18 protein-coding genes are annotated in these 23,111 nt (G+C 71.7%); 9 read left to right on the top strand and 9 right to left on the bottom strand.

The window, feature by feature from the left end:
• Positions 1 to 68: 68 nt before the first annotated feature.
• On the bottom strand, positions 69 to 743 hold the full coding sequence (locus tag ACFRCG_RS30585; protein ID WP_380037375.1) for a TetR/AcrR family transcriptional regulator: 675 nt from the start codon (positions 741 to 743) through the stop codon (positions 69 to 71).
• Positions 744 to 983: 240 nt separating this feature from the next.
• On the opposite strand from ACFRCG_RS30585, the gene ACFRCG_RS30580 reads away from it, so the two are divergent.
• Positions 984 to 1,517: a YceI family protein gene (locus tag ACFRCG_RS30580; RefSeq protein ID WP_380037373.1), complete on the top strand. Its 534-nt coding sequence runs from the start codon at positions 984 to 986 to the stop codon at positions 1,515 to 1,517.
• Here ACFRCG_RS30580 and ACFRCG_RS30575 read toward each other — a convergent pair.
• From ACFRCG_RS30575 to ACFRCG_RS30555, 5 genes are all read right to left on the bottom strand, one after another.
• Positions 1,505 to 2,602: a hypothetical protein gene (locus tag ACFRCG_RS30575; protein ID WP_380037371.1), complete on the bottom strand. Its 1,098-nt coding sequence runs from the start codon at positions 2,600 to 2,602 to the stop codon at positions 1,505 to 1,507. The two genes, ACFRCG_RS30580 and ACFRCG_RS30575, sit on opposite strands and share 13 nt — an antisense overlap.
• A gap of 389 nt (positions 2,603 to 2,991) precedes the next feature.
• Positions 2,992 to 4,098, bottom strand: a complete 1,107-nt coding sequence (locus ACFRCG_RS30570) for a hypothetical protein (RefSeq protein WP_380037369.1) — start codon at positions 4,096 to 4,098, stop codon at positions 2,992 to 2,994.
• Positions 4,095 to 4,226 (bottom strand): hypothetical protein, encoded by a 132-nt coding sequence (locus tag ACFRCG_RS30565; protein WP_380037366.1) that lies wholly within the window; start codon positions 4,224 to 4,226, stop codon positions 4,095 to 4,097. Before ACFRCG_RS30565 ends, ACFRCG_RS30570 begins: the two co-directional genes overlap by 4 nt.
• A 209-nt stretch (positions 4,227 to 4,435) precedes the next feature.
• A complete protein-coding gene (locus tag ACFRCG_RS30560; RefSeq protein WP_380037364.1) occupies positions 4,436 to 4,828 on the bottom strand; it encodes a hypothetical protein in 393 nt (130 codons plus the stop codon).
• A 96-nt stretch (positions 4,829 to 4,924) separates the two neighbouring features.
• The gene (locus ACFRCG_RS30555) at positions 4,925 to 5,647 is read right to left on the bottom strand and encodes a phosphotransferase family protein (RefSeq protein WP_380037362.1); all 723 of its coding nucleotides are present in this window, start codon (positions 5,645 to 5,647) and stop codon (positions 4,925 to 4,927) included.
• 271 nt (positions 5,648 to 5,918) lie between these two features.
• On the opposite strand from ACFRCG_RS30555, the gene ACFRCG_RS30550 reads away from it, so the two are divergent.
• The 3 genes from ACFRCG_RS30550 (at position 5,919) to ACFRCG_RS30540 (ending at position 7,781) form a co-directional block, all read left to right on the top strand.
• Positions 5,919 to 6,782 (top strand): helix-turn-helix domain-containing protein, encoded by an 864-nt coding sequence (locus ACFRCG_RS30550; protein WP_380037360.1) that lies wholly within the window; start codon positions 5,919 to 5,921, stop codon positions 6,780 to 6,782.
• Positions 6,783 to 6,788: 6 nt separating this feature from the next.
• Entirely contained in the window at positions 6,789 to 6,983 is a 195-nt protein-coding gene (locus ACFRCG_RS30545; RefSeq protein WP_380037358.1) for a DUF397 domain-containing protein, read from the top strand.
• 387 nt (positions 6,984 to 7,370) lie between these two features.
• The gene (locus ACFRCG_RS30540) at positions 7,371 to 7,781 is read left to right on the top strand and encodes a hypothetical protein (protein WP_380037356.1); all 411 of its coding nucleotides are present in this window, start codon (positions 7,371 to 7,373) and stop codon (positions 7,779 to 7,781) included.
• Positions 7,782 to 8,392: 611 nt separating this feature from the next.
• On the opposite strand, the gene ACFRCG_RS30535 is transcribed toward ACFRCG_RS30540, so the two are convergent.
• Complete coding sequence (locus tag ACFRCG_RS30535; protein WP_380037444.1) at positions 8,393 to 10,828, bottom strand: beta-glucosidase; 2,436 nt, start codon at positions 10,826 to 10,828, stop codon at positions 8,393 to 8,395.
• A gap of 241 nt (positions 10,829 to 11,069) precedes the next feature.
• On the opposite strand from ACFRCG_RS30535, the gene ACFRCG_RS30530 reads away from it, so the two are divergent.
• Positions 11,070 to 11,711 (top strand): TetR family transcriptional regulator, encoded by a 642-nt coding sequence (locus tag ACFRCG_RS30530; RefSeq protein ID WP_380037354.1) that lies wholly within the window; start codon positions 11,070 to 11,072, stop codon positions 11,709 to 11,711.
• A gap of 8 nt (positions 11,712 to 11,719) precedes the next feature.
• Here ACFRCG_RS30530 and ACFRCG_RS30525 read toward each other — a convergent pair whose 3' ends face one another.
• Both ACFRCG_RS30525 and ACFRCG_RS30520 read right to left on the bottom strand, forming a co-directional pair.
• A complete protein-coding gene (locus ACFRCG_RS30525) occupies positions 11,720 to 14,017 on the bottom strand; it encodes a hypothetical protein (RefSeq protein WP_380037352.1) in 2,298 nt (765 codons plus the stop codon).
• A gap of 149 nt (positions 14,018 to 14,166) precedes the next feature.
• Entirely contained in the window at positions 14,167 to 15,069 is a 903-nt protein-coding gene (locus ACFRCG_RS30520; protein WP_380037350.1) for an alpha/beta fold hydrolase, read from the bottom strand.
• Between the two features lie 264 nt (positions 15,070 to 15,333).
• Between ACFRCG_RS30520 and ACFRCG_RS30515 the strand changes: the two genes are divergently transcribed.
• The 4 genes from ACFRCG_RS30515 to ACFRCG_RS30500 are packed head-to-tail and all read left to right on the top strand — an operon-like array spanning position 15,334 to position 22,973.
• Positions 15,334 to 16,668, top strand: coding sequence for a hypothetical protein (locus ACFRCG_RS30515; RefSeq protein ID WP_380037348.1), 1,335 nt, complete (start codon positions 15,334 to 15,336; stop codon positions 16,666 to 16,668).
• A 4-nt stretch (positions 16,669 to 16,672) separates the two neighbouring features.
• On the top strand, positions 16,673 to 19,015 hold the full coding sequence (locus ACFRCG_RS30510; protein ID WP_380037346.1) for an ATP-binding protein: 2,343 nt from the start codon (positions 16,673 to 16,675) through the stop codon (positions 19,013 to 19,015).
• Positions 19,008 to 22,016 (top strand): ATP-binding cassette domain-containing protein, encoded by a 3,009-nt coding sequence (locus ACFRCG_RS30505; RefSeq protein ID WP_380037344.1) that lies wholly within the window; start codon positions 19,008 to 19,010, stop codon positions 22,014 to 22,016. Before ACFRCG_RS30510 ends, ACFRCG_RS30505 begins: the two co-directional genes overlap by 8 nt.
• 3 nt (positions 22,017 to 22,019) lie before the next feature.
• Positions 22,020 to 22,973 (top strand): alpha/beta hydrolase, encoded by a 954-nt coding sequence (locus ACFRCG_RS30500; RefSeq protein ID WP_380037342.1) that lies wholly within the window; start codon positions 22,020 to 22,022, stop codon positions 22,971 to 22,973.
• The last annotated feature ends 138 nt before the right edge of the window (positions 22,974 to 23,111 follow it).

Below are 23,111 nucleotides of genomic sequence, written 5' to 3'. Positions count from 1 at the left end.
CGGGCACGATCGGGGCCGCCCGGCCCCGCGGGCCCCGGGCCGGGCGTGCGGGTCACCGGGCCCGCGGGTCACCGGTGCGGGGGCGTCGCCGCCAGGGGCAGCAGGATTTCGTCGATCAGGCGGATCAACACGGCCGCGTCGACCGGGTGTTCGGCGAAGACGGTCTGATAGAAGGCCATCGACGGCAGGACCAGGGCGAGCAGGTCCGGATCCCGGTCCGGATGCACCTCGCCGCGCTCGCGTCCGCGCGCGAGCAGCGGTTGCAGGACGACCTGCCACTGGGTGACGAAGCGTTCGCGTACGACGCGGGCCAGTTCGGGATTGCCGGGCAGGATCGGCAGCAGCGCGACCACGGCGCGCGCGTGCGCCTCGTCGATGTGGTCGGCGGTGTCGGCCAGCATCGCGATCAGGTCGCCGCGCAGCGTCCCGGTGTCCGGGACCGGCTCCTCGGCGTCCGCGCCGGCACACAGCGCGGCCTCGGCGATCAACGCCTCCTTGGAGGGCCAGCGCCGGTACAGCGTCGCCTTGCCGGCCCGGGCCCGGGTGGCCACGGCGTCCATCGTGAGCCGGTCGTAGCCCTGCTCGATCAGCACGTCCAGCGCGGCACGCATGATCTCGGCGTCGCGGTACGCGTCGCGCGGTCGCCCACCACGCCCGGCCGGAGCGACGGCGGGCCGCCGCAGCGCACCGTTGTCGAGCGGCGCGGCGGGACCGACGGGCCCGTCGACCTCGGTGTCGGGCATGGCCGCCTCCTCGTGCTGCTCGTGGTGCTCGTGGCTTTCGTCCCGCCGTCATGGGTCGTCGCGGCGGTTCTCCCAGAATCCCACCTTCGGATCGCGATCCGGCGGGCCGCCCCGCGCGGTCGGTATCGGAACTCTTGAGTTCCGGAACTCATTCGTTCTACGCTGGAGGTGGATCGACGCGCCGAGCGATCCCGGGACCGCCCCCCGCGCTTCCGCAGCCGCCCGTGAAAGGCCGTCGCCATGACCGCGCCCACCTCCGCGACCCCGACCATCCGACCGGGTCTGTGGACCGTCGATCCGCAGCGCAGCCGGGCCGCCTTCGCGGTGAAGAACTTCCTGGTTCTTTCGGTGCGCGGGGCGTTCCCGATCCATGAGGCGACGGTGTCGGTGGGTCCCGACGGCGAGCCGACCGAGGTGCGCGCCCGAATGGACGCGGCCGGGTTCACCACCGGCAATCGCAAGCGGGACGCGCATGTCCGCAACCCCGACTTCCTGGACGCCGAGAGCCACCCCGACGTGCTGTTCGCGAGCACCGAGCCGGCGCGGCCGGGCGGGGGCGGCCTGTGGGTGATCCGCGGGCTGCTCACGATTCGGGGTCGGGCCACGCCGATCACGCTGACCACGCACACGGTGCGGACGTCCGGCACGGTCGCCACGGTCCGGGCGACCGGGACGGTGGACCGCTTCGAGGCGGGCCTGACGTACGGCAACAGCTTCGGTGTGAGCCGCCTGGCCACCCTCGACCTGCACGCCGAACTCGTCTACGCGGGTTGACCGTTCGGGCCCGGCGCATAGGGGGACGCGGGCGTACAGCGCGGCCGGGTGCGGGCGGCGTACGACCGGGCGGCCACCGCGAGCGCGAAGCCCAGGCCGCCGAACGCGGCGCCGCCGAAGGCGATCAGCCACAGGGTGCCGGAGCGGGTGCCGCCGATGACCGGGTCCGGATCGGGGGTGGGGAGCAGGTCGAGCGCGGCGAGGGGGGCGTACACCGACAGCAGCACGCCGTACAGGGCGAGCCCGAACGCGGTGATCGCCGCCGGCACCAGTGGCAGGAGTCGGGGCACGCGACGGCCGCCCAGCCACGGCAGTGGACGTGGGAAGCGCTGCCCCCACGGGTACAGCAGCCCGGCGATGAGGAAGAGGGCCACGCAGGCGGCCAGTACGGTCGCGTCGACACCCACGTCGGCCAGTGCGCGCACCGCCCGGGAGTCGTCGGCGTGTGAGGCCTTCCAGCGTTCGGCGGTGATGCCGAGGGCGTCCCCGCCCAGAGTCCAGACGGTCTTCACAGCCACCCACGGCAGGAGGCCGGTGGTCAGGAGGAACGCGGTGCGCCGGGTGCGCCGGGACGCGATCGACGGTGCGGGGCGCAGCAACGGGGCATCGGCTGCTGCGGTGACGTGGGCTCGGCCGCAGTCGGGGCAGGGGCCGGTGGACCGCCGGTGGTGGGTGAGGGCGGTGAAGGCGAGTGTGGTGGTGAGGATCGTGCTGAGCAGGACGTGGGCCAGGCCGGTCGCGCTTTCCACGCCCGCGCCGGCGGTGATCGTGACCAGATAGGCGGGCAATGGGGCCATGCCGAAGCCCAGGACGGGGATGGCGCCGAGCAGGACGCCGGCGACGGCGCGGGGCGCTCGCCGCGTGCGCGGAGCGAGGCAGGCCGCGGTGCCGGCGAGCAGGGCCACCAGTGCGAGGGCGTACTGGACCGCGGCCGGGTGTGCGGAGTGGGCCTTCCACGGCACGGCCGTGCCGGTCGCGGCCCACGTCACCTGGACGACGGCGTACACCGCCGCGGCCACGGCCGCGGCCGGCGCCCATGCGGGCGGGGCCGGTTCGGCGATGGGTGTGGGGAGGGAAGGGGCCACGACGACCTCCGGACTCGGGTTCGGGCGGGGTACGCCCACCCTTGCCGCACAGCCGCGCGGGGTCGTCCCCCGCCGGACCGCCGCCGGGTCCCCCGGGCGAGGGACGTCCGGCTACCCCAAAGGTCGCCGCGCCCAACCGCCGGCGCGATCCGACCCGGCCTTCGGCCGAGTGTCCTCAAACGCCGGACGGGCTGGATTTCGCGGACCGAGTGCTTTCGGCCCGGTCCGGCGTGGCTGGGCTGGGTCCGCGGTTGCGATCGTGCGTGAGGTCGGCCACGTCGAGACGAAACCACAGCGAGGAACGTTCGTGCCGGCACGCGACGAAGACGCCGAAGGCCAGGGTCGGTCAGCCCCGACCCGTGTTGCTTCGGGCCGGCGCTGACACGGTGCTAGGCGCCGGACGCCGGTTTGATTTCCACTCGGCCGTTCGGCCCGTCGAGCCACGTCGACTGACCGTCACGGGTCACGGTGACCCCGTGCTGTTCGCGAGTGGGTTCGCCTTGGGCACACCACGCTTCGTACGCGGCTTCGATTTCCGCCCACAGATCACGGGGGCCGGACTCGTTCACCTCGAAGGAGTCCACACCGGGCTTGTAGTCGATGGCTGCCCATGACGTCCCGTCGGCGTACCAGACCGTGAACTCTTCGGCCCGGTCGCCCGACCCGAAGAATGTCCGGTGCTCTACCTCGGGCAATCGCAACCCGATCGCGAAGTCCGCGTGTTCCTCCCGGATGGGTCGCGGGTCCATTGCCGTATGTCGTACCCGAGCCGTGTCCGGGTCCGCGATGACGTCACCAACCAATCGCCGGTCCTCGAACCGGCGACGCTGCGACCGAGCGAACATGAACGCGGCATTGCCGATGAACCGGCCGCTCGCCGTGCCGTCGTCCGCGACGACCAACCGCAACAGCCCGCTGTTGTTGTACGGCGTGCCCCAAGGCGTCACGATCACCCCGCCGGGGCGTACCTGCTCTACCCACTCGTAAGGCACGCGCTGAACCGCCATGGTCGCAATGAGGCGGTCGTACGGTGCGCCTTCCTTGTGCCCCCGCAAGCCGTCGCCGACGATCAGCGTCGGTTCGAAGTCGCAGGCGAACAAGGCCGCGCGGGCTTGGTCGGCAACGAGCGGATCGATCTCGATCGACGTCACCCGGCCGCGCGTCAGCGCCGTGGCCAACAGCGCTGTCGACCAGCCGCTTCCCGTGCCGATTTCGAGCACGTTGTCATCGGCGTTCGGGTCGAGCTGTTCGAGCATGAGTCGCACGAGGAACGGCATGGACACGGACGACGTGGGGATCATGTGACCGGCGTCGGTCCCGTCGTCCACCTGAGTAACGAGCGGGATGTCCGCCGCTACGGCTTCCTCCCATGCGCTCGGGTCGGTGCCGCGGTCGATCCGTGCGTCGTCGTCGCCTGCCCACACCACTTCGGGGATGTACGGGCGACGGGGTGTGTCCGCGAACACGCGATCCCACGCGGGACGTGTGTCCGTCACTTGTTCTTGTCCTTCGGGTCGGTGGGGTCGTTCGACGGGATCGGCTTGTCCTTCGGCCATTGGCCGTCCTTGTCACGGTGGGGGGTCTTGCCGTCCCCGTCGTTGCCGGGCTTCCCGTGTTCAGCCATCGTCGTACCTCCCGAGTTGTCGAGTCGGTATCCATGCTGTGCCTGCCCGCCGGTCGCGGGACGGCGAATACCCATAAGGGGTAGAGCGGCTCCGCTCCCGCCGGCGGGTCGTCCAGGTCCCTGCGGGGTGGCGGTTGCGCGTGGACCGATCCGCTCCGGTTGGGGTGGGGCAGGCGTCGCAGTAGTGGAATGCCGGGGGCGCAGGAGCGTCACGCCATCACTCCCGCCGCGCGCGCCGCGACGGTCCAGTCATGGACGGGCCAGGTCGTGGCTTCGGCGAGTTCGGCGCGCCGTCCTTCCGCTCGTCGCTGTTCTTCGGCCGCTTTTGCTTCGGCGGATTGCCGGCGCCGTGCGGCGAGTTCTTCCGGCGTCATCAGGTAAGGCGGGACGACCGTCGCCGAATCCTGCATGGGCGGGTTGTCGTCGGCGGGGGTGGGCGGTACGAAGTCGCGCCATTGGGGCGGGGTTTGCGGCGTCGGGTTCGTGGGGCTGCCGGGGCGGGGGCGCTGCGGTTCGGCGGTCCGGGCATGCATTCCGGCCGACTTCGGCGGGGTGGGCAGTCGGCGCAGCCATCCGAAAATGGCAGCGATAAGGTGGGTCACGTCGTCGGCTCCTGTCTAGGGGTTAGCCGTCGGTCAATCCCGGGACCGTTCCAGCGGTCGCCGGGGCCTTTTCATTTGTGGGTCACGGCCGGGCCGTTACTCATCGAGCAGCGATACCCAGCGTGCGACGTGTTCGGGGCTGTCGGCGCATTCGGCGGTCGCCCCGGCCACGTAGGCGCGGATGGCCGCTCGACTCGCCATGCGCCACGCCGGGAACCGGGCCAGCCACGCTCGGGCCTGCGCCGGGTTGTGTCCGCTGAACAGCAGCCACATGTAAAGGCCGGCGTACTCCGCCCACGCGGGACCGAGCACGGCGCGGCCCCAGTCGACCAGCACGACCTGATCGCCGTACCCGGCGCGCCGGAGCATCACGTTCGACGGAACGAGGTCGTTGTGCAGCAAGTGATTGCCGGACAACAACGAGCGTTGGTCGCCGTCCAGGTACTTGGTCCACTGGTCGGCGAGCGTCGGCAGCGCCAAGCCGTGTGGCGGGCGGATCTGTTGAACTTCCCGCAACGTCGCCGACAGGTACCCGAGATCGGTGTGTCCGGGTGACAGGTCGGCTTGCCCGCCCTTGACGAAGCCGAACAGGAGCACGGTCCAGCCGTGTTCGGCGACGTGTCCGAGCAGGGGCGCGGCGAATCGATTCACGATCGGGGCGAGCAGGGTCTCCCGCCGGTAGTGTCCGGGCAGCGGGGCGACCCGATCACCGACGGCGCACCGCAACGGCAACGGGCGCTCACGCGGGAAAAGTTCGCTCGTTGTGACGATCGCGACCGCTTCTCCGTCCGCACCGGGCGGATGCTTCGACTTCGTCATGCCTCTTCCTTCCAGAGCATGCGCCCCGGCGCCGGGACCACGTGCGATCGAGACCGACGCCGGGGCAGTTCAAGGCGCGACGAACCAGCCGCTCGGCAGGGCGCGGCAAGCCCCAGGGTCACCAGTCTGTAGCGGTGACATCGCTTTACGTAGCGTGCATCAAGCGAGTGCTGAAGTGCAACAGATGTACTTGAGAACGTCCTACGTCAGTTCCGCGCTGTCTCCCGTGTCGTCGAGACGGCAGACTGACCCACATACGGGAGGTGGGTAGGTGCCGATCGAGCAGAACCCGACAGTGCGTCGGCGTCGCTTGGGGTCCGAGCTGCGCCGTCTGCGGGAGCGGGAGGCGCGCACGCTCGAGGATGCTGCGGCAGTCCTCGAGTGCCATAAAACCAAGATCAGCCGCATTGAGAACGGGCGTTCCGGGGTTCGAGCCCGTGACGTTCGGGAACTGCTCAATCTTTACGGCGTGGATGATCCCGATGTTCGAGCGACGCTCGAAGCATTGGCTCGGGAAGGTGCCAAGCGTGGCTGGTGGCAGGACTACACCGATACCCTGCCTTCGTCCTATGCGGATGTGATCGAGCTGGAAGCCGCCGCAAGCTATATCAGAGGCTTTCAAACCCTCCTGGTTCCGGGCCTCTTTCAGACCGAAGAGTATGCTCGGGCCGTTCATTCTGCCAATCCGGCCGCTATCGACCCGGCGAGAACGGAAACTCTTCTCGAAGTCCGCATGGCGCGACAGGGTGTGCTGGAGAAAGTCGATCCCGTTGTTCGCGTAAGCGCGATCATCTGCGAGCCGGCGATCATTACTCCCGTCGGCGGACCGCTCGTTATGCAAGCTCAACTCGGCAGGCTGCTCGAACTGTCGGCACGACCCAACGTCGACATTCAAATCCTGCCGATCAGCGTCGGTGCCCACGCGGGTATGAGTGGCCCATTTATTATCTTCGGATTCCCGCTCGTTGGGGACACCGACGTAGTTTTCTTGGAGAATCTGACGAGCTCTCTCTATGTGGAGAAGCAGGCGGAAACCGATTTCTACACCCTGGTGTACGACAAGCTCAGATCTTCGGCTCTGGACCCGGAGGCATCCGAAACTGCCATCCGGAAAGCAATCGCAAAACTCCAGTAGAGGTGAATGGTGTTCTCATCAAAGGTCGTAGCAGGTGAATGGCGTAAGAGTAGCCACAGCGGGGCGACAAATGAATGTGTCGAAGCGGCGGGACTCGATAAGGGGGGCGCGGCGGTGCGCGATAGCAAAGACCTAAGCATTGGCCACCTTGCTGTCAGTGCATCCTCGTGGGCGGCCCTGACGGCTTCGCTGCGCGCCTGACGGCACCTCTGACGCCCCGTCACCTAGGCATGGGTGATGGGGCGCTTTGCTGCCCGGACAACGCGGAAGTGCCAACGGATCACGCGCCACGGCCATCAGGCGGAACCTGGTCATCGTTCTCGTGCGCCGAGCCGGTTGGAGCGGGATCGCCGCAGCAGTCGATCAACACCGAAGGGCCGGGTTCCGGGTGGGTGTGAAAGTGCGTATTTCGGTGGTCTCGTCTGGAGTTGGTGTGAGGCGAGTGGGTGGAGGCGGGTACCGTCCTGGTCATGTTCGGTGATCTCCAAGGCGGTGGCCCGTGCCGTGAGGGTGCGGCGTTGGGAGAGCGATCGGCTTATTCGGGATGGCTGTCGAACACCGACTCGGGACGGATCGTGGCGGGACCGGATGCTTGAGAACTTCGAGATCTCTTTCATGGACAGCCTGTCGTGGGATGAACTGCGCACGGCGCTGTCGAAGCATTTGCGGACGCCGATCGAAAACGTGGTCATGCTTGGCGATTGGCTGGATCTACCACCGAAGAGGCAGGTGGAATCGACAAGCCTGGACATCATCCGGCAGGAAGGTGGGTACCGGACGCTCATCGACGGCACTTCCCCGCTGATTGTTCATGGCGAGAAGCTCGGCCTCCTCGCAGCAGCGCTGGCCATGGAGTTCTCGACGAGCGTTGCGGTCGGTGACTACACGCATGACTGCGGATACTCGGGTGGGCGATTCACCGTCTACCGGCCCGACGGAAGAACGTTCTTTGCGGTAGAAAAATCTGACGGCGAATTCTGGGATCTCGAGCCCTGGTAACGCAGGATCGGGAGGAAGCGAGTAGCCGACGAGCCGGGGCGTGGGTGCGAGTGTTGACGGTTGCAGGTGCCCACCGCAACGGCTCGATGAGCCATGCGCGAAGCCGCCTCCCTGCCGCCGGGAGTGCCCGTGGGCCCGCCCGGGGTGGGCCCGGCCGAGCCGCGCCGAGTCGGCCGGACTCGCACCCTGAGCGATGCTCGGGCGTTTCTCCCGCCGGCTGTCGAACTGCCGGCGCACGCACAGCGACGCAAGCGCTCGGGCGCGTCGGGTCGGTCGCGCCCTGGTCGATGAGTTGGCGCCGGCTGAGCCGGAAGTGGGCGGCGACGACGGCGGGTTGGGGGCAGCGCACACACCACGGGTTCGCGTGGATGAATGCGGCCCGAAGCCGCTTCCACCCAGTCGACGCATAGCGATCCTCCGAAGTCGGAGCACGCATCGGGTGTCTGCGGTGCGTCGGTCGCCGTCCGACCCGAGGTCGGCTCGGGACACCCGGGCCGCGCCCGGCCGGGCCTGATTTGTCCCGGCCTTCGGTTGATGTCCTCGAACGCCGGACGGGCCTGGGGTTGTGGTTTGCGTGGTTGGCCCGGCCGGCGTTTGAGGTGGGGGTGTGCTCAGTTGGATGTGGGGGTGGGGATTGTCAGGGTTGTGGTGAGGGGGAGGTTGGTGCTGGAGCTGCCTATGTGCAGGGTGTATGTGCCTGGTTCGGTTTGGGGGCCCTTGCCCGGTGCCCAGTGTTGGAAGGCTCGGGACGGGATGTGTAGGTCGACTGTGGTTTCCGTGTCGGGGTCCGCTTCGGCGTGGGTGTAGGACGCCAGCCAGGACACCGGGCGTTCGATGGTGCTGTCGGGGCGGCTCAGGTAGGCCTGGACGAGGTGGCGGCCGGGGCGGGTGCCGGTGTTGCGGACCGTTACCCGGGCCACGAAGTCCGGGCCTGATGCGCGTGTTTCGACTCCTACGTGGGTCCAGGTGGTCCAGCCGAGGCCGTGTCCGAACGGGTAGGCCGGGGTTGCGCCTGCCCGGGCCCAGCCGCGGTGGCCGATGTGGATGCCCTCGGTGTAGTCGAGGCGGCCCGCGATCGGCGTGGTGGTCAAGACCGCCGGATCGTCCTCGTACGCGGGCCAGGTCACCGGGAGTCGGCCGCCCGGTTCGACGCGACCGAGCAGGACGTCGGCCAGTGCCGCGCCGAACTCCTGGCCGGGGAACCAGCCGACCAGGATCGCCGCGACCTCCGACCGCCACGGCAGCAGTACGGGCGAGCCGCTGTTGAGCACCACGACCGTGTTCGGGTTGACCTCGGCCACCCGGCGGATCAACTCGTCCTGGCGGCCCGGCAGGGACAGGTGGATGCGGTCGCGGCCCTCGCTGTCGCTCTCCTCGGTGCTGCCCACCACCACGATCGCCACCTCGGCGTCGGCCGCGACCGCGACCGCGTGCGCCAGGTCCTCGTTCTCGTGCGCCGCCGGCGGGTCCACGCCCAGCACGAACCCGGTGCCCGGGCGTTCCAACGCGAACTCGTGGCGCAACCGCAGTTCGACCTCCTGGCCGGCCTTCAGGTCCAGTTCGGCCCACCGCTCGGGCGGGGTCAGGATGCCGCCGAGCGGATCGTCGGTGACCAGGTCCTCGTCCACCACCACGACGTCGTCCGCGGCCAGCCGGAAACGGCCCACGCCGGCCACCCCGATGCGGTGCGGTCCGTCCTCGCCGACCTCCAGGACGCCGACCGCCTCGATCGCCACGGCCCGCGCCACGATCGGATCGTCCAGCCACAACAGCCGTCCGCCGCCCCGCAGTTCCTCATGCAGCACATCGCCGTCGGGGCCGAAGAAGCGCACCCGCAGTCCACGTGCGCCCGACCCCGGGTCGCGCACCTCGGCCTCGGTGACCGCCGGCAGGCGATGCCGGATCCGCGCGCCGACGGCGTGCTCCACCCGCACCTCGGGCCCGAGCGCCGCCCGCAACCCCGCGAGCGGGCCGATCGTGTACGGCGGGATCACCGTCGCGCTGCCGCCGCCCTGGATGCGCGGCGTGTCCGCGTTGGGCCCGAGCACCGCCACCCGGCGCAGCCGGCCCGGATCCAGCGGCAGCGCCGTACCGGTGTCGCGCAGCAGTACGATGCCGGCCGCGGCGGCCTCGCGCAGCAGCGCGGCCGGCTCCGGCGCGGGGTCGGGCGCGGGCACGGGCGGGGTCGGGCGTACGCCGTCGAGCGCGCCGACCCGGGAGGCGAGGAGCAGCAGGTGCCGCACCTTGTCGTCCACCGCCCGCTCCGGCACCCGTCCGTCCCGGACCGCCGCCACCAGGGCGGCGCCCCAGGGCTGGTCCGGACCCGGGCCCGGCATCGCCAGGTCCAGGCCCGCCCGCCCGGCGCCCTCGGTCGAGCGGGTCGCGAACCAGTCCGAGACGACCAGCCCGTCGAAGCCCCACTCGGTGCGCAACGGCGTTTCCAGCAGCGGACTTTCCGTCATCGTCACGCCGTCGACGGAGTTGTACGCGGCCATCAGCGCCCAGACGCCGCCCGCGCGCACGATCTCCTCGAACGCGGCAAGGTGCACCTCGTGCAGCGCCCGCTCGGACATCCGCACGTCGACCGAGTAGCGCTCGGTCTCCGAGTCGTTGGCGGTGTAGTGCTTGACCGTGGCCGCCACGCCGCCCGACTGCACGCCGCGCACCAGTGCCGCGCCGATTCGTCCGGACAGCAGCGGGTCCTCCGAGTAGCACTCGAAGTGCCGCCCGGCGTACGGGCTGCGCTGGAGGTTGACGGTCGGGCCGAGCACGACGTCCACCCCCTTGCGACGCGCCTCGCCGGCGAGCAGCACGCCGACCCGCTCGACCAGGTCCTCGTCCCAGGAGGCGGCGAGCGCGGTCGGGCAGGGCAGCGAGGCGGAGGGCTCACGCTCGTCGAAACGTTCGCCGCGCACGCCCGCCGGGCCGTCGCACAGCACCATCTCGCGCAGTCCGATCGCCGGTTCGGCGGCGGTGCGCCAAAATCCCGAACCGGTGAGCAGTCGGACCTTGCGTTCCAGATCCAGTTCCGCGAGCGCGGCCTCGATCCGCGCGTGTGTTTGCGAATCCCGGGCACGGGCTTCCGGTGCGCGGGGCTCCGGTCCACGCTGATCCGGCACGCGCGGCGGCAGCGGTGAGTCGATTTCGGGTGACGCGGCGGCGCCGTGCGCCGTCGCGACCGGGGGCAAGGGGTGGGTGCGGTCATCATGACCGTTGGCCTGCGACACGAGGGGCACACTACATTCAATACATTCCAGCTGGAATGCTTTCATGAGGGGAGCCGGACGGATGTCGGATCGCACGGGGGCGCGGGGCCCGTACGCGCGAGGAGTCGCACGACGGCAGGAGATCGTGCACGCGGCCCTGGAGGTCTTCGCCACGCGCGGGTACGACGCGGTGTCGCTGCGCGAGATCGCCGCCCAGGTGGGCCTGTCCCATACCGGGCTGCGCCACCACTTCGCGTCCAAGGAGGACCTGCTCACGGCGGTGCTGCGGTACAAGGACGAGTTGACGCTCACCCCGGACGAGCCGGTCGACGTCTCCGGGATCGCCTGGGTGCGGGCGAGCCGGGACGTGGTCGCGCTCAACGCCCGGCAGCCGCTGCTGATCCGGCTGTTCGCCACGTTGTCGGTGCAGGCCACCGATCCGGCGCATCCGGCGCACACGTACTTCGTCGAGCGCTACCGGATCGCGCGCGAGATCGCCACGCGGCACCTGGCCCAGGCCCGGGACGACGGCGACATCGCCGCCGACGTGGACGCCGAGCACTGCGCGGAGTTGATGCTGGCCGCGATGGACGGCCTCCAGGTGCAGTGGCTGCTCGAACCCGATCGGGTGGACATGGTCGCCGCCTACGGGCAGTTCCTGGACCGTTTCCTGGCCGTGCTGGCCGTTCCGCCGCCCGAGGACGGCGGAACGGCGCAGCGGTAGCCGAGCGCTCAGCCGCCCGAACGCGCGATCGTGTGCTGGCCCGCCGGATAGGGCCGGCCCGCGTGCACGAAGGGCAGCGGGCTGTCCACGGTCAGCTCCGTCGGCGTCACGACCACGCCGATCGGGCCGGCCGGGCTCGGCACCGCACCCTCGGCCCGGGTCAGCCGCCCGAGCGCGGGTTCGATCCGGGCCACCGCGAACCCGGGCTCGGCCGGCTCGACGCCCAGCACCCGGGTCATCAGGTCGCGGGTCGGCGTCGAGGACCAGCCGTGGCTGACCGTGCCGCCGTACCAGGTCTCGCTCCACGAGGTGTCGCTGCGGTCGAGCAGGACGAGCCAGTCCAGGCACAGGTCCGCGATCAGGTCGGCCCGGCCGGCCAGGGCCAGCGCGTCGTGTACGACGTAGCGGAAGAACGGCTGGGCCCGAACCACCTGCCGATCGGTGTCCCACCACGGCGCGGGCGGCCCGGCCCGCAGGTGCGCGCCGCCGACCTCGGTGTCCGAGCCGGGCTCGGCGGGACCCTTCGCGGCGCTGAACGCGGCGTGCACGAGGGCACTCTCGTCGGTGAGCACCCGCACCAGACGATCGATCCGCGCGGCCGGGACCAGGCCGCCCACCAGTGCCGCGGCCTGCCCGTGCTGGGACGCCATCGGGCGCCGCTCACCGTCGGCGATCGAGTCGGCGTAGCGCTCGCGCTCGGGATCCCACAACCGCTCGAACCCGGCCGCCAACCGGGCGTGCGCGGCGCGCGCCCACTCGGCCCGGGACCGATCGCCGAGCCAGGACGCCAGTTCGGCGAATTCGAGCAGCGCCCGACCCCACAACCCGCACAGCGCGGCCGAGACACCCTCGGTGTGCACGGCCGACCAGTCGATGATCACCCAGCCGAACACGTCGGTGGGCACGCCGGATTCGTCCAGGAACGGGACGAACCAGCGCAGCACCCGCTCGACCACGGGCAGCAGTTCGGCGATCTCCTCGCGGTCGCCGACATAGCGGTACAGGTTCCACACCGAATGCACCCAGTGCAGCGCCCAGTCCGGGATGACGGTGAAGTCGGCCCACTCGGCGTCGCCCGCCACCGCCATCGGCAACATGCCGTCCGGGCGCGGCGACGCGGCCAGCCGGGGATGCCAACGGGCCAGCCGCCAGTCGGCGTTGGTGGTCAGGTCGACCATCTGGTGCACCACCGCGTCGCCGGTCCAGGCGCGCTGTTCGCGGGTCGGGCAGTCGAGGTAGGCGTCGGCCGAGCACAGCGTCACCGTGCGCCGGCCGATCCGCCAGATCCGCTCCAGGCGCGGGTCCGAGCAGGCGAACCACGCGTCGCCGGTGACCGGATAGGTGCGTTCGCGGACCGCCACGCCGTGTACGACGACGCCGTCGGCGGCCTCGACGAGCGCGCCGCGCAGCCCGTAGGAGTCGACGGATTCGAGGGCGCGGCGGGTGCCGTCGGCGGTCGCGGCCAGGCTCGCGTCGTGTTCGCCGGGCGCGGGCCGCCCGGTCGGGTCGACGAACTCGGCGGTATGGACCAGCACTTCGGCGCCCGCCGGGCCGGTCGCGTCGACCACGAGCGTGCCGGAGAGCACCCGGTCGGCGGTGTACGCGCCGTCCTCGCCCGGGGTCAGCGCGATCAGGCGCGGTCGCGGCCAGGCGATCGGCCGGCCGCCGAACGGGCCGCCGGGGTAGCTGGGCGGCTCGGGGCGGCCGGGCTCGCCGGTGGTCATCGCCCGCCGCACCACCGCCGCGGGCCAGCCGGGATCGCGGTCGGGACGCTGCCAGTCGGCGGGCAGCCCGCGGGCGTCGAGCAGTTCGCGCCCGCGCCCGGAGACGCTGCCGCCGCCGGGGGTGGCGGTCCAGCCGGACAGGACCCGGCCCTGCCAGCGCTCGTCGGTGTGGAACCAGGTGTCCGGGCCGAGCCGGGCCTCCAGGACGAAGGCGCCGTGCACGAGGTCGTTGGCGAACGGCGACGGCGGCAACCACCACGCCGTGGGGCCGTCGTGTACCCAGGCGAGCGCCGTGACGACGTTGGTGCCCGGGCGCAGCGCCGGGGCCAGGTCGAGGTCGTCGTACGGCCGCATGCGCGGGTTCGCGCGCACCGGCCCGCGGGCGATCTCGACCCCGTTGACGGCCAGCGCGTAACCGGACAGGGCGACCAGGCGCGTGGGCACCCGCTCGGGGACCCGGTCCAGTTCCAGGACGGCCCGCAGCGCGACGGTGTGCCGCCCGGTGGGCGGGCCGTCCGGCGACGCGGCCCAGATCCATCGGGCCCGCCAGCGTCCGGGCGGAAAGTCGTTATCGGCGATCACGCGATCGTTCCTTCGTGTCGGGGAGGTGGGTGCGGCCGGGTCGGGGAGGCGAGCAAGGCGCACCCGTACGCCCTGGGCACTCGTACGCCCGGGGCGGGCACCGGGGCCGGTCCGGCGGCGCGGGAGCCGCCTGAGGCCGCCGGAGGGCCTCAGCGGGCCAGATGCTCGCGAACCGCGGCCAGCCAATCCTGCGGCTGTTCGGTCTGTGGGCTGTGTTTGGCGCCGGCGATCACCCGCAGCCGCGCGCCCGGGATGCCCGCCGCGAACTGTTCCGCCGCGCCGCGCAGGCGCCGGTCGTGTTCGCCGACCACGACGGTGACCGGGCAGGAGACCTCGGCCAACCGGCCGACCAGCGACGGGTACGTGCCGAGCGCCCGCGCGCAGCCGACGAACGCGGCGCGGTCCATCCCGGCCAGTGCCCGGGACTGCCGCTCGCGGCGGGCCAGGTCCTCCGGCGAGGCGTCGGCGGGCGCGCGGGTGAACGGTTTGAGCAGGGTGAGCAGCGGTCCGAGGCCCCACCGGCCGACCACCGCGTTCAGGCCCCGACTCAGCACCCGCTGGACGCCGGTCGAGGTGGGTTCGGCGGCGGTGTCCATCAGCACCAGCGAGCGCACCCGGTCCGGGTGGGCCAGCGTGTAGCGCAGCGCCAGCACACCGCCCATCGAGTGGCCGAGCAGATCGAACGGCTCGGGCAACATGCGCTCGGTGAACGACTCCAGGTCGGCCGCGAGGTGGTCGAAGGTGTAGGCCGACCGCTCGCCGAATTTGGCGCTGTCGCCGTGCCCGCGGTGGTCGTACGCGAGCACCCGACGATCATGGGCGAGCAGCGGCGCCACGCCGTCCCAGTCGGCGGCGCTGCCCGCGAATCCGTGCAGCAACAGCAGCGGTGCCGCACCCGATCCGGGGTCGGCCGAGGGCAGGTCGCGATACCGCAGATCCGCCGCCGACCAGGGCGAACGGGGTGGGTCGGGGTGATGCGCTCGGGCCTCGCCGCGGGTACCGCCGGCGAGGAGTCGGGATGATGCCGTCCACGAAAGCCTTCCATCTGGCATGTATTCGATGTTAGCGTCCCGCCGTCGTGATGTGACACACAAATCCCCCGGATTCCCGACGGCCCGGACCTCGCGCCCACCGTCTCGACTCCCGATCCGCCGTCGCACGTCGGTGCTCCCCCGCATCGCCCCCACCTCCGCCCGCACCACCCGAACCCGCGATCCGAACCCGAGATCCGAAACGCGCGATCCGAACCCGCGGTCCGGACGCGCGATCGAACCACCGTTGATCCATTGCTTCCTTTGAAGGACAGGTGAGCCGTTGTGTTGCTCCGAGGAGACGGACCCGCTCCCGCGCGACGTATCGCTGTAGGCGTCCTGCTCGCCGCCTTCGGCCTGACCGCCGCGGCCGGCTGCTCGGTCGAGAAGACGTCGGACGCCAAGAAGCCCTCGGGCCCGGCCGCCGCCCCGAGCGGCCCGGCCCGAGGCGTCACCGACACCACCGTCAAGCTCGGCGTCGCCGCCACCGACCCCGCCCAGCTCAAGGCCTTCGGCGTGCCCACCGAGGGCCCGGCGAGCAAGGACCTGTACGCCGCCTGGGTCGCCGCGCAGAACAAGCGCGGCGGCGTCCAGGGCCGCACCATCGAACTCGCCTTCCGCCCGTTCCTGCCCACCGGCCCGGCCGAGGCGCAGGCCGCGTGCGTGGAACTGAGCGAGGACAAGAAGGTGTTCCTGGCCATCGGCATCCTCACCGGGGACACCCCGCTGTGCTTCACCGAGACGCACGGCACCCCCTACCTGGGCCAGTGGGGCCAGTCCGCCGAGCGCGACCGCCGCTCGAAGGCCCCGTTCGTCGCCCTGGAGATGGCCGACGACCGGCAACGCGCCGCCGCCGTCAAGGCGTTGCTCGACCAGAAGTCGTTGCAGGGCAAGAAGGTCGCGCTCTACTGGGAGGCCCAGGACGCGGCCGTCACCAAGAACACCGTGAAGCCGCTGCTGGACGCGGCCGGCGTCGACGTGGTCGTGCAGACCCCGCTCGACGACTACGGCAAGGACCAGGCCGCCGGCGACCAGGCGTTGGACACGCTGGTGCAGAAGATGCGCTCGGCGGGCGCGGACACCATCCTCAACACGTCCAACTTCTCCAACCTGATGATCGCGCTGCAACGTGCGAACTGGCTGCCCGAGCAGGTGTACTCCACCTCGGCCCAGGCGCTGAGCCCGGCCGTGGTCAAGACCACCGGGATCAAGCCCGCCACCATGGAGCGGGTGACGGTGGCCGCGCCGTACATCCCGACCAAGGCCGAACTGCTGGCCGACCCCGGGCTGACCGCGTGTGTCGAGGAGTACAACGCGGGCGGCGCCGGCGAGAAGTTCGACGCGGGTGCCGCCAGCCGCGAGGCGCTGAGCGCGGTGGCCAACTCGTGTGCCGCGTTCCGGCTGTTCGTCCAGGCGAGCGACGCCGCCGGCCGCGACCTGAACGCCGCGTCCTGGCAGCGCGGCGCGGAATCCCTGACCAAGCTCACCCTGCCGGGCATGCCGCTCGCCTCGCTCGGCGCCGGCAAGCACAGCGCGGGCGACGCGGTCGGCGTCTTCCGCTGGGACGCGGCGCAGAGCCAGATGCTCCCGGCCGGACCGCCGATCTCCGCCGTCAAGTGAGCCCGTGACGGCACGCGAAATCCCGAGAAAGGCCCAGCACATGGACGGCGGCACCGCCGCACCCCAGCGGGACGGCACCGGAGGCGAGCGCGGCGATCTGGCCGACCTCGCCGGTGCGGTCCTGGACGAATCACCCCCGACGGCCGCGCCGCGGCCGTCGGGGCGGACCCGGCGGTCCGCCGGCGGCGCCGACACCACCGTCCCCGGTGTCGACCCGGCCGGCAAACCACCCGCCGAGAGCCCGACCCTGCGGCAGGGGCTGCGTCGCGGCGGCACCTCGGTGTTCACCGTGCTGCTGATCCTGACCGCGCTCGACGAACTCGAAGGCGCCGCACTGGCGGTGCTCGCCCCCGACATCCGGGACAGCCTGGGCGTCGGCAACGGCACGATCGTCTTCCTCGGCGTCGCGGCGGGCGCGTTCACCGTGCTCGGCGCGGTGCCGATGGGCTGGATCGCGGACCGCTTCCGGCGCGGCCCGGTGATCGGCGCGTCGACCGCGTTCTTCGCGATGATGGTGTTCCTGTCGGGTTTCGCGATGAACGCGTTCATGTTCTTCTGGACCCGCTTCGGCGCGGGGGTGGCCAAGTCCAACAGCGGTCCCGTGCAGGGGTCGTTGCTCGCGGACACCTACCCGATCGGGATCCGCGGCCGGCTCGGCGCCTCGATCGGGGTCAGCGGCCGGCTCTGTGCGGTGCTCAGCCCGCTGGTGGTCGGCGGGATCGCGGCGGCCGTCGGCGGGCCCGACGGCTGGCGGTGGGCCTACTACCTGCTCGGCCTGCCGGTGGTGATCTTCGCCGCGTTCGCCTTCTTCCTGCCCGAACCCCCGCGCGGGCAGTGGGAGAAGACCGACGTGCTCGGCGAGGTGATCGAGGACGAGAACCCGCCGCCGATCTCGATCGAGGCGGCGTTCGCCCGCCTCGGCCGGATCCGCACCCTCAAGACGGTCATCCTCGCCTTCGCCGCCATGGGCTTCGGCCTGTTCACCACGCCCGTGCTCGGCAACCTGTTCCTGGAACAGGAGTACGGCCTCGGCGCGTTCGAGCGCGGCATGGTCGGCACCGCGGGCGGTGTCGCCGGGTTGCTCGTGCTGCCGTTCGTCGGCCGCTACTACGACCGGCGGTTCCAGGAGGACCCGGCTCGCGCGCTGCGCTTGATCGGACTGCTGATCGTGCCCTCGGCGCTGTTCGCGCCGCTTCAGTTCTTCGCCCCGAACCCGGTGCTGTTCGCGGTCTTCGGGGTGCCGCAGGTGGTGCTGCTGTCGTGCGCGTTCGCGCTGATGGGTCCGCTGATGCAGACGATCGTGCCGTATCGGCTGCGCGGGCTGGGTACCGCGATGGCGTCGATCTACGTGTTCTTCATCGGCGCCACCGGCGGCGGCCTGGTCTCCGCGCCGCTGATCGACGGCTTCGGTCCGCGCACCGCGGTACTGATCACCCTGGTCCCGGCCACGATCATCGGCGGACTGCTGATCATGCGCGGCGCCGAGCACGTGCACGGCGACCTCGCGTTGATCGTCGCCGAACTGCACGAGGAGCAGGCCGAACACGAGCGCCGGCAGGCCGAGCCGGACCGGCTGCCGGTGCTCCAGGTCAACCACGTGGACTTCTCCTACGGCCAGGTGCAGGTCCTGTACGACGTCGGCTTCGAGGTGCGCCGCGGCGAGGTGCTGGCCCTGCTCGGCACCAACGGCGCGGGCAAGTCGACCATCCTGCGGCTGATCGCGGGCCTGGCCACGCCCGAACGCGGGGTGATCCGGCTGAACGGACGCACCGTCACCTTCGTCGCCCCCGAACAGCGGGTGCGGATGGGCATCGTGTCGCTGGCCGGCGGGGCGGGGGTGTTCCCGGGGATGAGCGTGCGGGAGAACCTGGAGATGGGCGCGTACATCCACCGCGCCGACCCCGACCTGGTGCGAGAGCGCGTCGAGCGCTCGCTCGCGCTGTTCCCGCGCCTGGTCGAGCGGGCCGACGAGCCCGCCTCGGCGCTGTCGGGGGGCCAGCAGCAGATGCTCGCGTTGGCGATGGCGCTGCTGCACGACCCCGAGGTGTTGCTGATCGACGAACTCTCGCTCGGCCTCGCCCCCGCGATGGTCGGCGAACTCCTCGAAGTGATCGAACGACTCCGCGCGGAGGGGCTGGCGATGATCGTGGTCGAGCAGTCCCTGAACGTGGCGATGTCGATCGCCGACCGGGCGCTGTTCCTGGAGAAGGGCCGCATCCGGTTCGAGGGCGCGGCGGCCGACCTGGCCGAACGCGACTTCGTGCGGGCGGTGTTCCTGGGCGGCGACGCGGGAGCGGACACCTCGCACGAGCGCGGCGCATCCGGAAAGAGCGTCGACCATGGCTGACCTGATGACCCGCCAGATCGCCTTCGACGGTCTGGTCAACGGCCTGGCGATCGGCCTGATCGCACTCGGCGTGGTGCTGGTGTACCGATCGAGCCGGGTGATCAACTTCGCGGTCGGCAACCTCGGCGTGATCGGCGCCGCGCTGCTGCCGCTGGCCGTGATCAACTACGGCGTGCCGTTCTGGGCCGCGCTGCTCGGCGCGCTCCTGGTCGGCACGCTCGCCGGCACCATCGTCGAACTCGCGGTGATCCGCCGCCTGTTCCATTCCGCCCGGGTCACCGTGCTGATCGCCACCATCGGGGTGGCCCAGGCGTGCGTGGCCGCGGTGCGCTCGCTGCCCGACGTGGACGGCGCGGTCCGGGCGAGCTACCCGGTGGCCATCGACGCCCAGTGGCAGATCGCGGGCGTGCGGGTCACCGGCGCCCAGGTGTGCGTCCTGGTCGTGGTACCCGTCGTGGCCGGCGCGCTGACCTGGTTCCTGGGCCGCACCACCCGGGGTCGGGCGGTCACCGCCTGCGCGGAGAACCCGGACCTGGCCCGCACCGTCGGGATCAGCCCCAAGATCGTGTCCACCGTGGTGTGGACCATCGCGGGCCTGCTGTCCACGCTCGCGATGATCCTGATCGCCGGCCAGTCGGGCCGGGTCTCGGCCACCGCCGACCTGGGCCCCAACACCATGGTGCGGGCGATGGCGGCCGCGGTGATCGCCGGACTCACCTCGTTCCGCTGGTCGATGCTCGCGGGCGTGCTGATCGGCGTGCTCCAGGCGGCCGTTCGGTTCAACTTCGTCGAACAGACCGGCCTGGTCGACTTCCTGCTGCTGTGCGCCGTGGTCACCGCGGTGTGGGTGCGTGCTCGGCGCGACGCGCGCACCGACCAGCGGGCCGGTACCCGGGCGTTCGCCACCGGGCCACGACCGGCCCCGATCCCGGAGCGGTTGCGCGGGGTGTGGTGGATCCGGCACATGAACAAGCTCGCGCTGATCGTGCCGCTGCTGATCGCCGTACTGCTGCCGCTGGTGGTCACCCAGGCCTCCCGGCACCTGCTCTACGGCACGATCCTCGCGTTCGCGATCTGCGCCTGCTCGCTCACCGTGCTCACCGGCTGGGCCGGGCAACTCTCGCTCGGCCAGATGGCCTTCGCCGGACTGGGCGCGCTCACCGCCGCCGCGCTCACGCGCGGTGTGTCGATCGACATCGGCGGCGACCGCACCATCGCCTTCCAGGCCCTGCCGTTCGCGCCCTCCGTGCTGCTGGCCGCGCTGGTCACCGCCGCACTGGCCGCGATCGTCGGCGTCGGGGCGCTGCGGGTGGACGGCATGCTGCTCGCGGTCAGCACCTTCGCGCTCGGCGTCGCCGCGGCGGCCTACCTGTACCGGCGGCCGTTCCTGACCGACGGCAACGCCTCCTCCGTGCCGATGCCCAGGGGCGACCTGCTCGGTCTGGACCTGGCCGACGAACGCACCTACTACTACGTGCTGTTGGTCGTACTGATCGTGGTCCTGGCACTGCTTGCCCGACTGCGCGCCCACGGCATCGGGCGGCGCACCATCGCGGTCCGGGACAACCCGGAGGCCGCCGCGGCCTGCACCGTATCGCCGCTGCGCACCAAGGTCACCGCGTTCGCCCTGTCCGGCGCGATCGCCGGCCTCGGCGGGGCGCTGCTCGCGGGCAGCGTGCAGAGCGTGCCGCTGACCGAACGGTTCTTCCAGGTGTCGGACTCGTTGACCCTGGTGGCGATCGTGGTGATCGGCGGGCTCGGCTCCACGATCGGTCCGGTGATCGGCTCCGTGTGGGTGGTCGGCCTGCCGGCCTTCTTCCCCGGCAACGCGCTGGTGCCGCTGTTCGCGTCCAGCATCGGGCTGCTCGTCCTGCTCCTGTACTTCCCCGGCGGGCTCGCCCAGATCGGCAACGCGGCCCGCGCCGCGCTCCTCGACTGGGCGGAGCGGCGGCTCCCGGAGCCGAGCGGGGCGTCGGCGTCGGCGTCGACGCACGCGCCGAAACCGGAACGCCCCATGCGGGTTCGGGAGCGGGCCGCCGCCGAGGCGTCCGCCGCGGTCGACGGGGCAACCGCTGTCGACGGGGGCGACGCACCCGTGCTGCTCACCCGCGAGGTGTCCGTGCGCTACGGCGGCAACACCGCCGTCGACAAGGTGTCCATCGAGCTGCGCCCCGGCGAGATCCTGGGCCTGATCGGCACCAACGGCGCGGGCAAGTCCACGCTGCTCAACGCGATCGGCGGCTTCGCGCCGGCCACCGGCTCGGTCGAACTGCTCGGCCGCGACGTCTCGCGCCTGGCCCCGGCCAGACGGGCCGCGCTCGGCCTGGGCCGCACCTTCCAGGCGGCCCGGCTCTTCCCCGAACTCACGGTGCGGGAGACGGTGTTGGTCGCACTGGAGGCGCGCGGTCGATCCGGGCTCGCGGGCACCGCGCTGTTCCTGCCCGCCGCCACGCGCGCCGAACGCCGGCGGCGGGCCGAGGCCGCCGACCTGATCGACCTGGTCGGCCTGGGCCGCTACGCCGACACCCCGGTGGCCCGACTGTCCACCGGAACCCGGCGCATCGTCGAGTTGGCCAACCTGATCGCGCTCGACGCGAAGGTGTTGTGCCTGGACGAGCCGACCGCCGGTGTCGCCCAGCGCGAGACCGAGGCACTGGGCCCCCTGCTGCTGCGGCTGCGTCGGGAGTTGCACGCGGCGATGATCGTGATCGAGCACGACATGCCGTTCATGATGTCGATCAGCGACCGGCTGTACTGCCTGGGCGCGGGCCGGGTGATCAGCGAGGGCACGCCGGAGGAGGTGCGCTCCGACCCGGCGGTGATCGCCGGCTACCTCGGCACCGACACCCGCGCCATCGACCGCTCCGGAGCACTCGGCGCCGGCGCCCCCGTCGCGCCGCGACCCGTTGCCGTTTCCGCCGCGGCCCCCGTTCCCGCCCCCGCTCCTGTTTCCGTTCCCGCCCCGCCGCACTCCGCGGCCGATCCCGCGCCGGAGAGCTGACCCATGCCCCTGGACCCGCCGATCCAACGCATCATCGACCTACTCGCCGATCACCGTTCCGCCGACCCGCCCCCGGGCACGTTGGCCGAGCGGCGCGAACTCGCCAACGCCACGATGCGGCTGGCCTTCACCGGTCGCCCCGACGACGTCACCGCGACCGACCACCGGATACCGGTCCCGGGCGGCGAGATCACCGTGCGCATCCTGCGTCCGGCCGGACTGCCCGCCGTCGCACCGGCGTTCTACTTCATCCACGGCGGCGGCTGGTTCCAGGGCGACCTGGACACCGCCGAGGTGGAACTGGGACCGATCACCGCGCAGGTGGCCTGCGCGGTGGCCCTGGTCGACTACCGGCTCGCGCCCGAACACCCCTACCCGACACCGCTGGAGGACTGCGTCGCGGGCTATGCGTGGCTGCACGCCCACCACGCCGAACTGGGCCTGGACCCGAACCGGATCGCGGTCGGCGGTTGCAGTGCGGGCGGCAACCTCGCCGCGCTGCTGTGCCTGGTCGCCCGCGATCGGCGACTGCCCATGCCGGTCGCGCAACTGCTGGACGTACCCGGCGTGGACCTGACCCGGATGGAACCCGCGGCCGGCCCGGAGGCGACCGCGGACCTCGGCGGTCTGACCCCCGAGGCGTGCAACGAGTTCTTCGACCTGTACCTGCCCGAGGGCGTCGACCCGCGCGACCCGCGCGTGTCCCCGCTGTTCGAGCCGGACCTGAGCGGCCTGCCCCCGGCGGTGATCACCATCGCCGAGCACGACCCGCTGCGCGACCAGGGCGAGCGCTACCTGACCCGGTTGCACGAGGCGGGTGTACCGGCCGCCGCCTTCCGCGTCCTGGCCCACCTGCACGGCGGCTGGGTCATCCCCGGCACCGTCACCCACGCCCTCGTGGGCGACCTGCGCGCGGCGTCGGTGCGCCGCGCCCTCGGCGGCACGCTCGCCCCCTGACCCCGGCACGTGGCGTCGGTCCGCCGCCCGTCGTCCGAAACCACCCCCCCGTTGGTTCCCCCCGCGGTGGCCCCACGCTGGACCCGCGGTACACCCCCAACCACCCCCTTCCACCCTCCCCGACGAAACCCGCGCCCT

The organism is Embleya sp. NPDC056575 (assembly GCF_042793325.1).
Lineage (GTDB): Bacteria > Actinomycetota > Actinomycetes > Streptomycetales > Streptomycetaceae > Embleya.
Note: the sequence above shows the minus strand (reverse complement) of the source record. Positions and strands in the feature narration are given on the sequence as shown.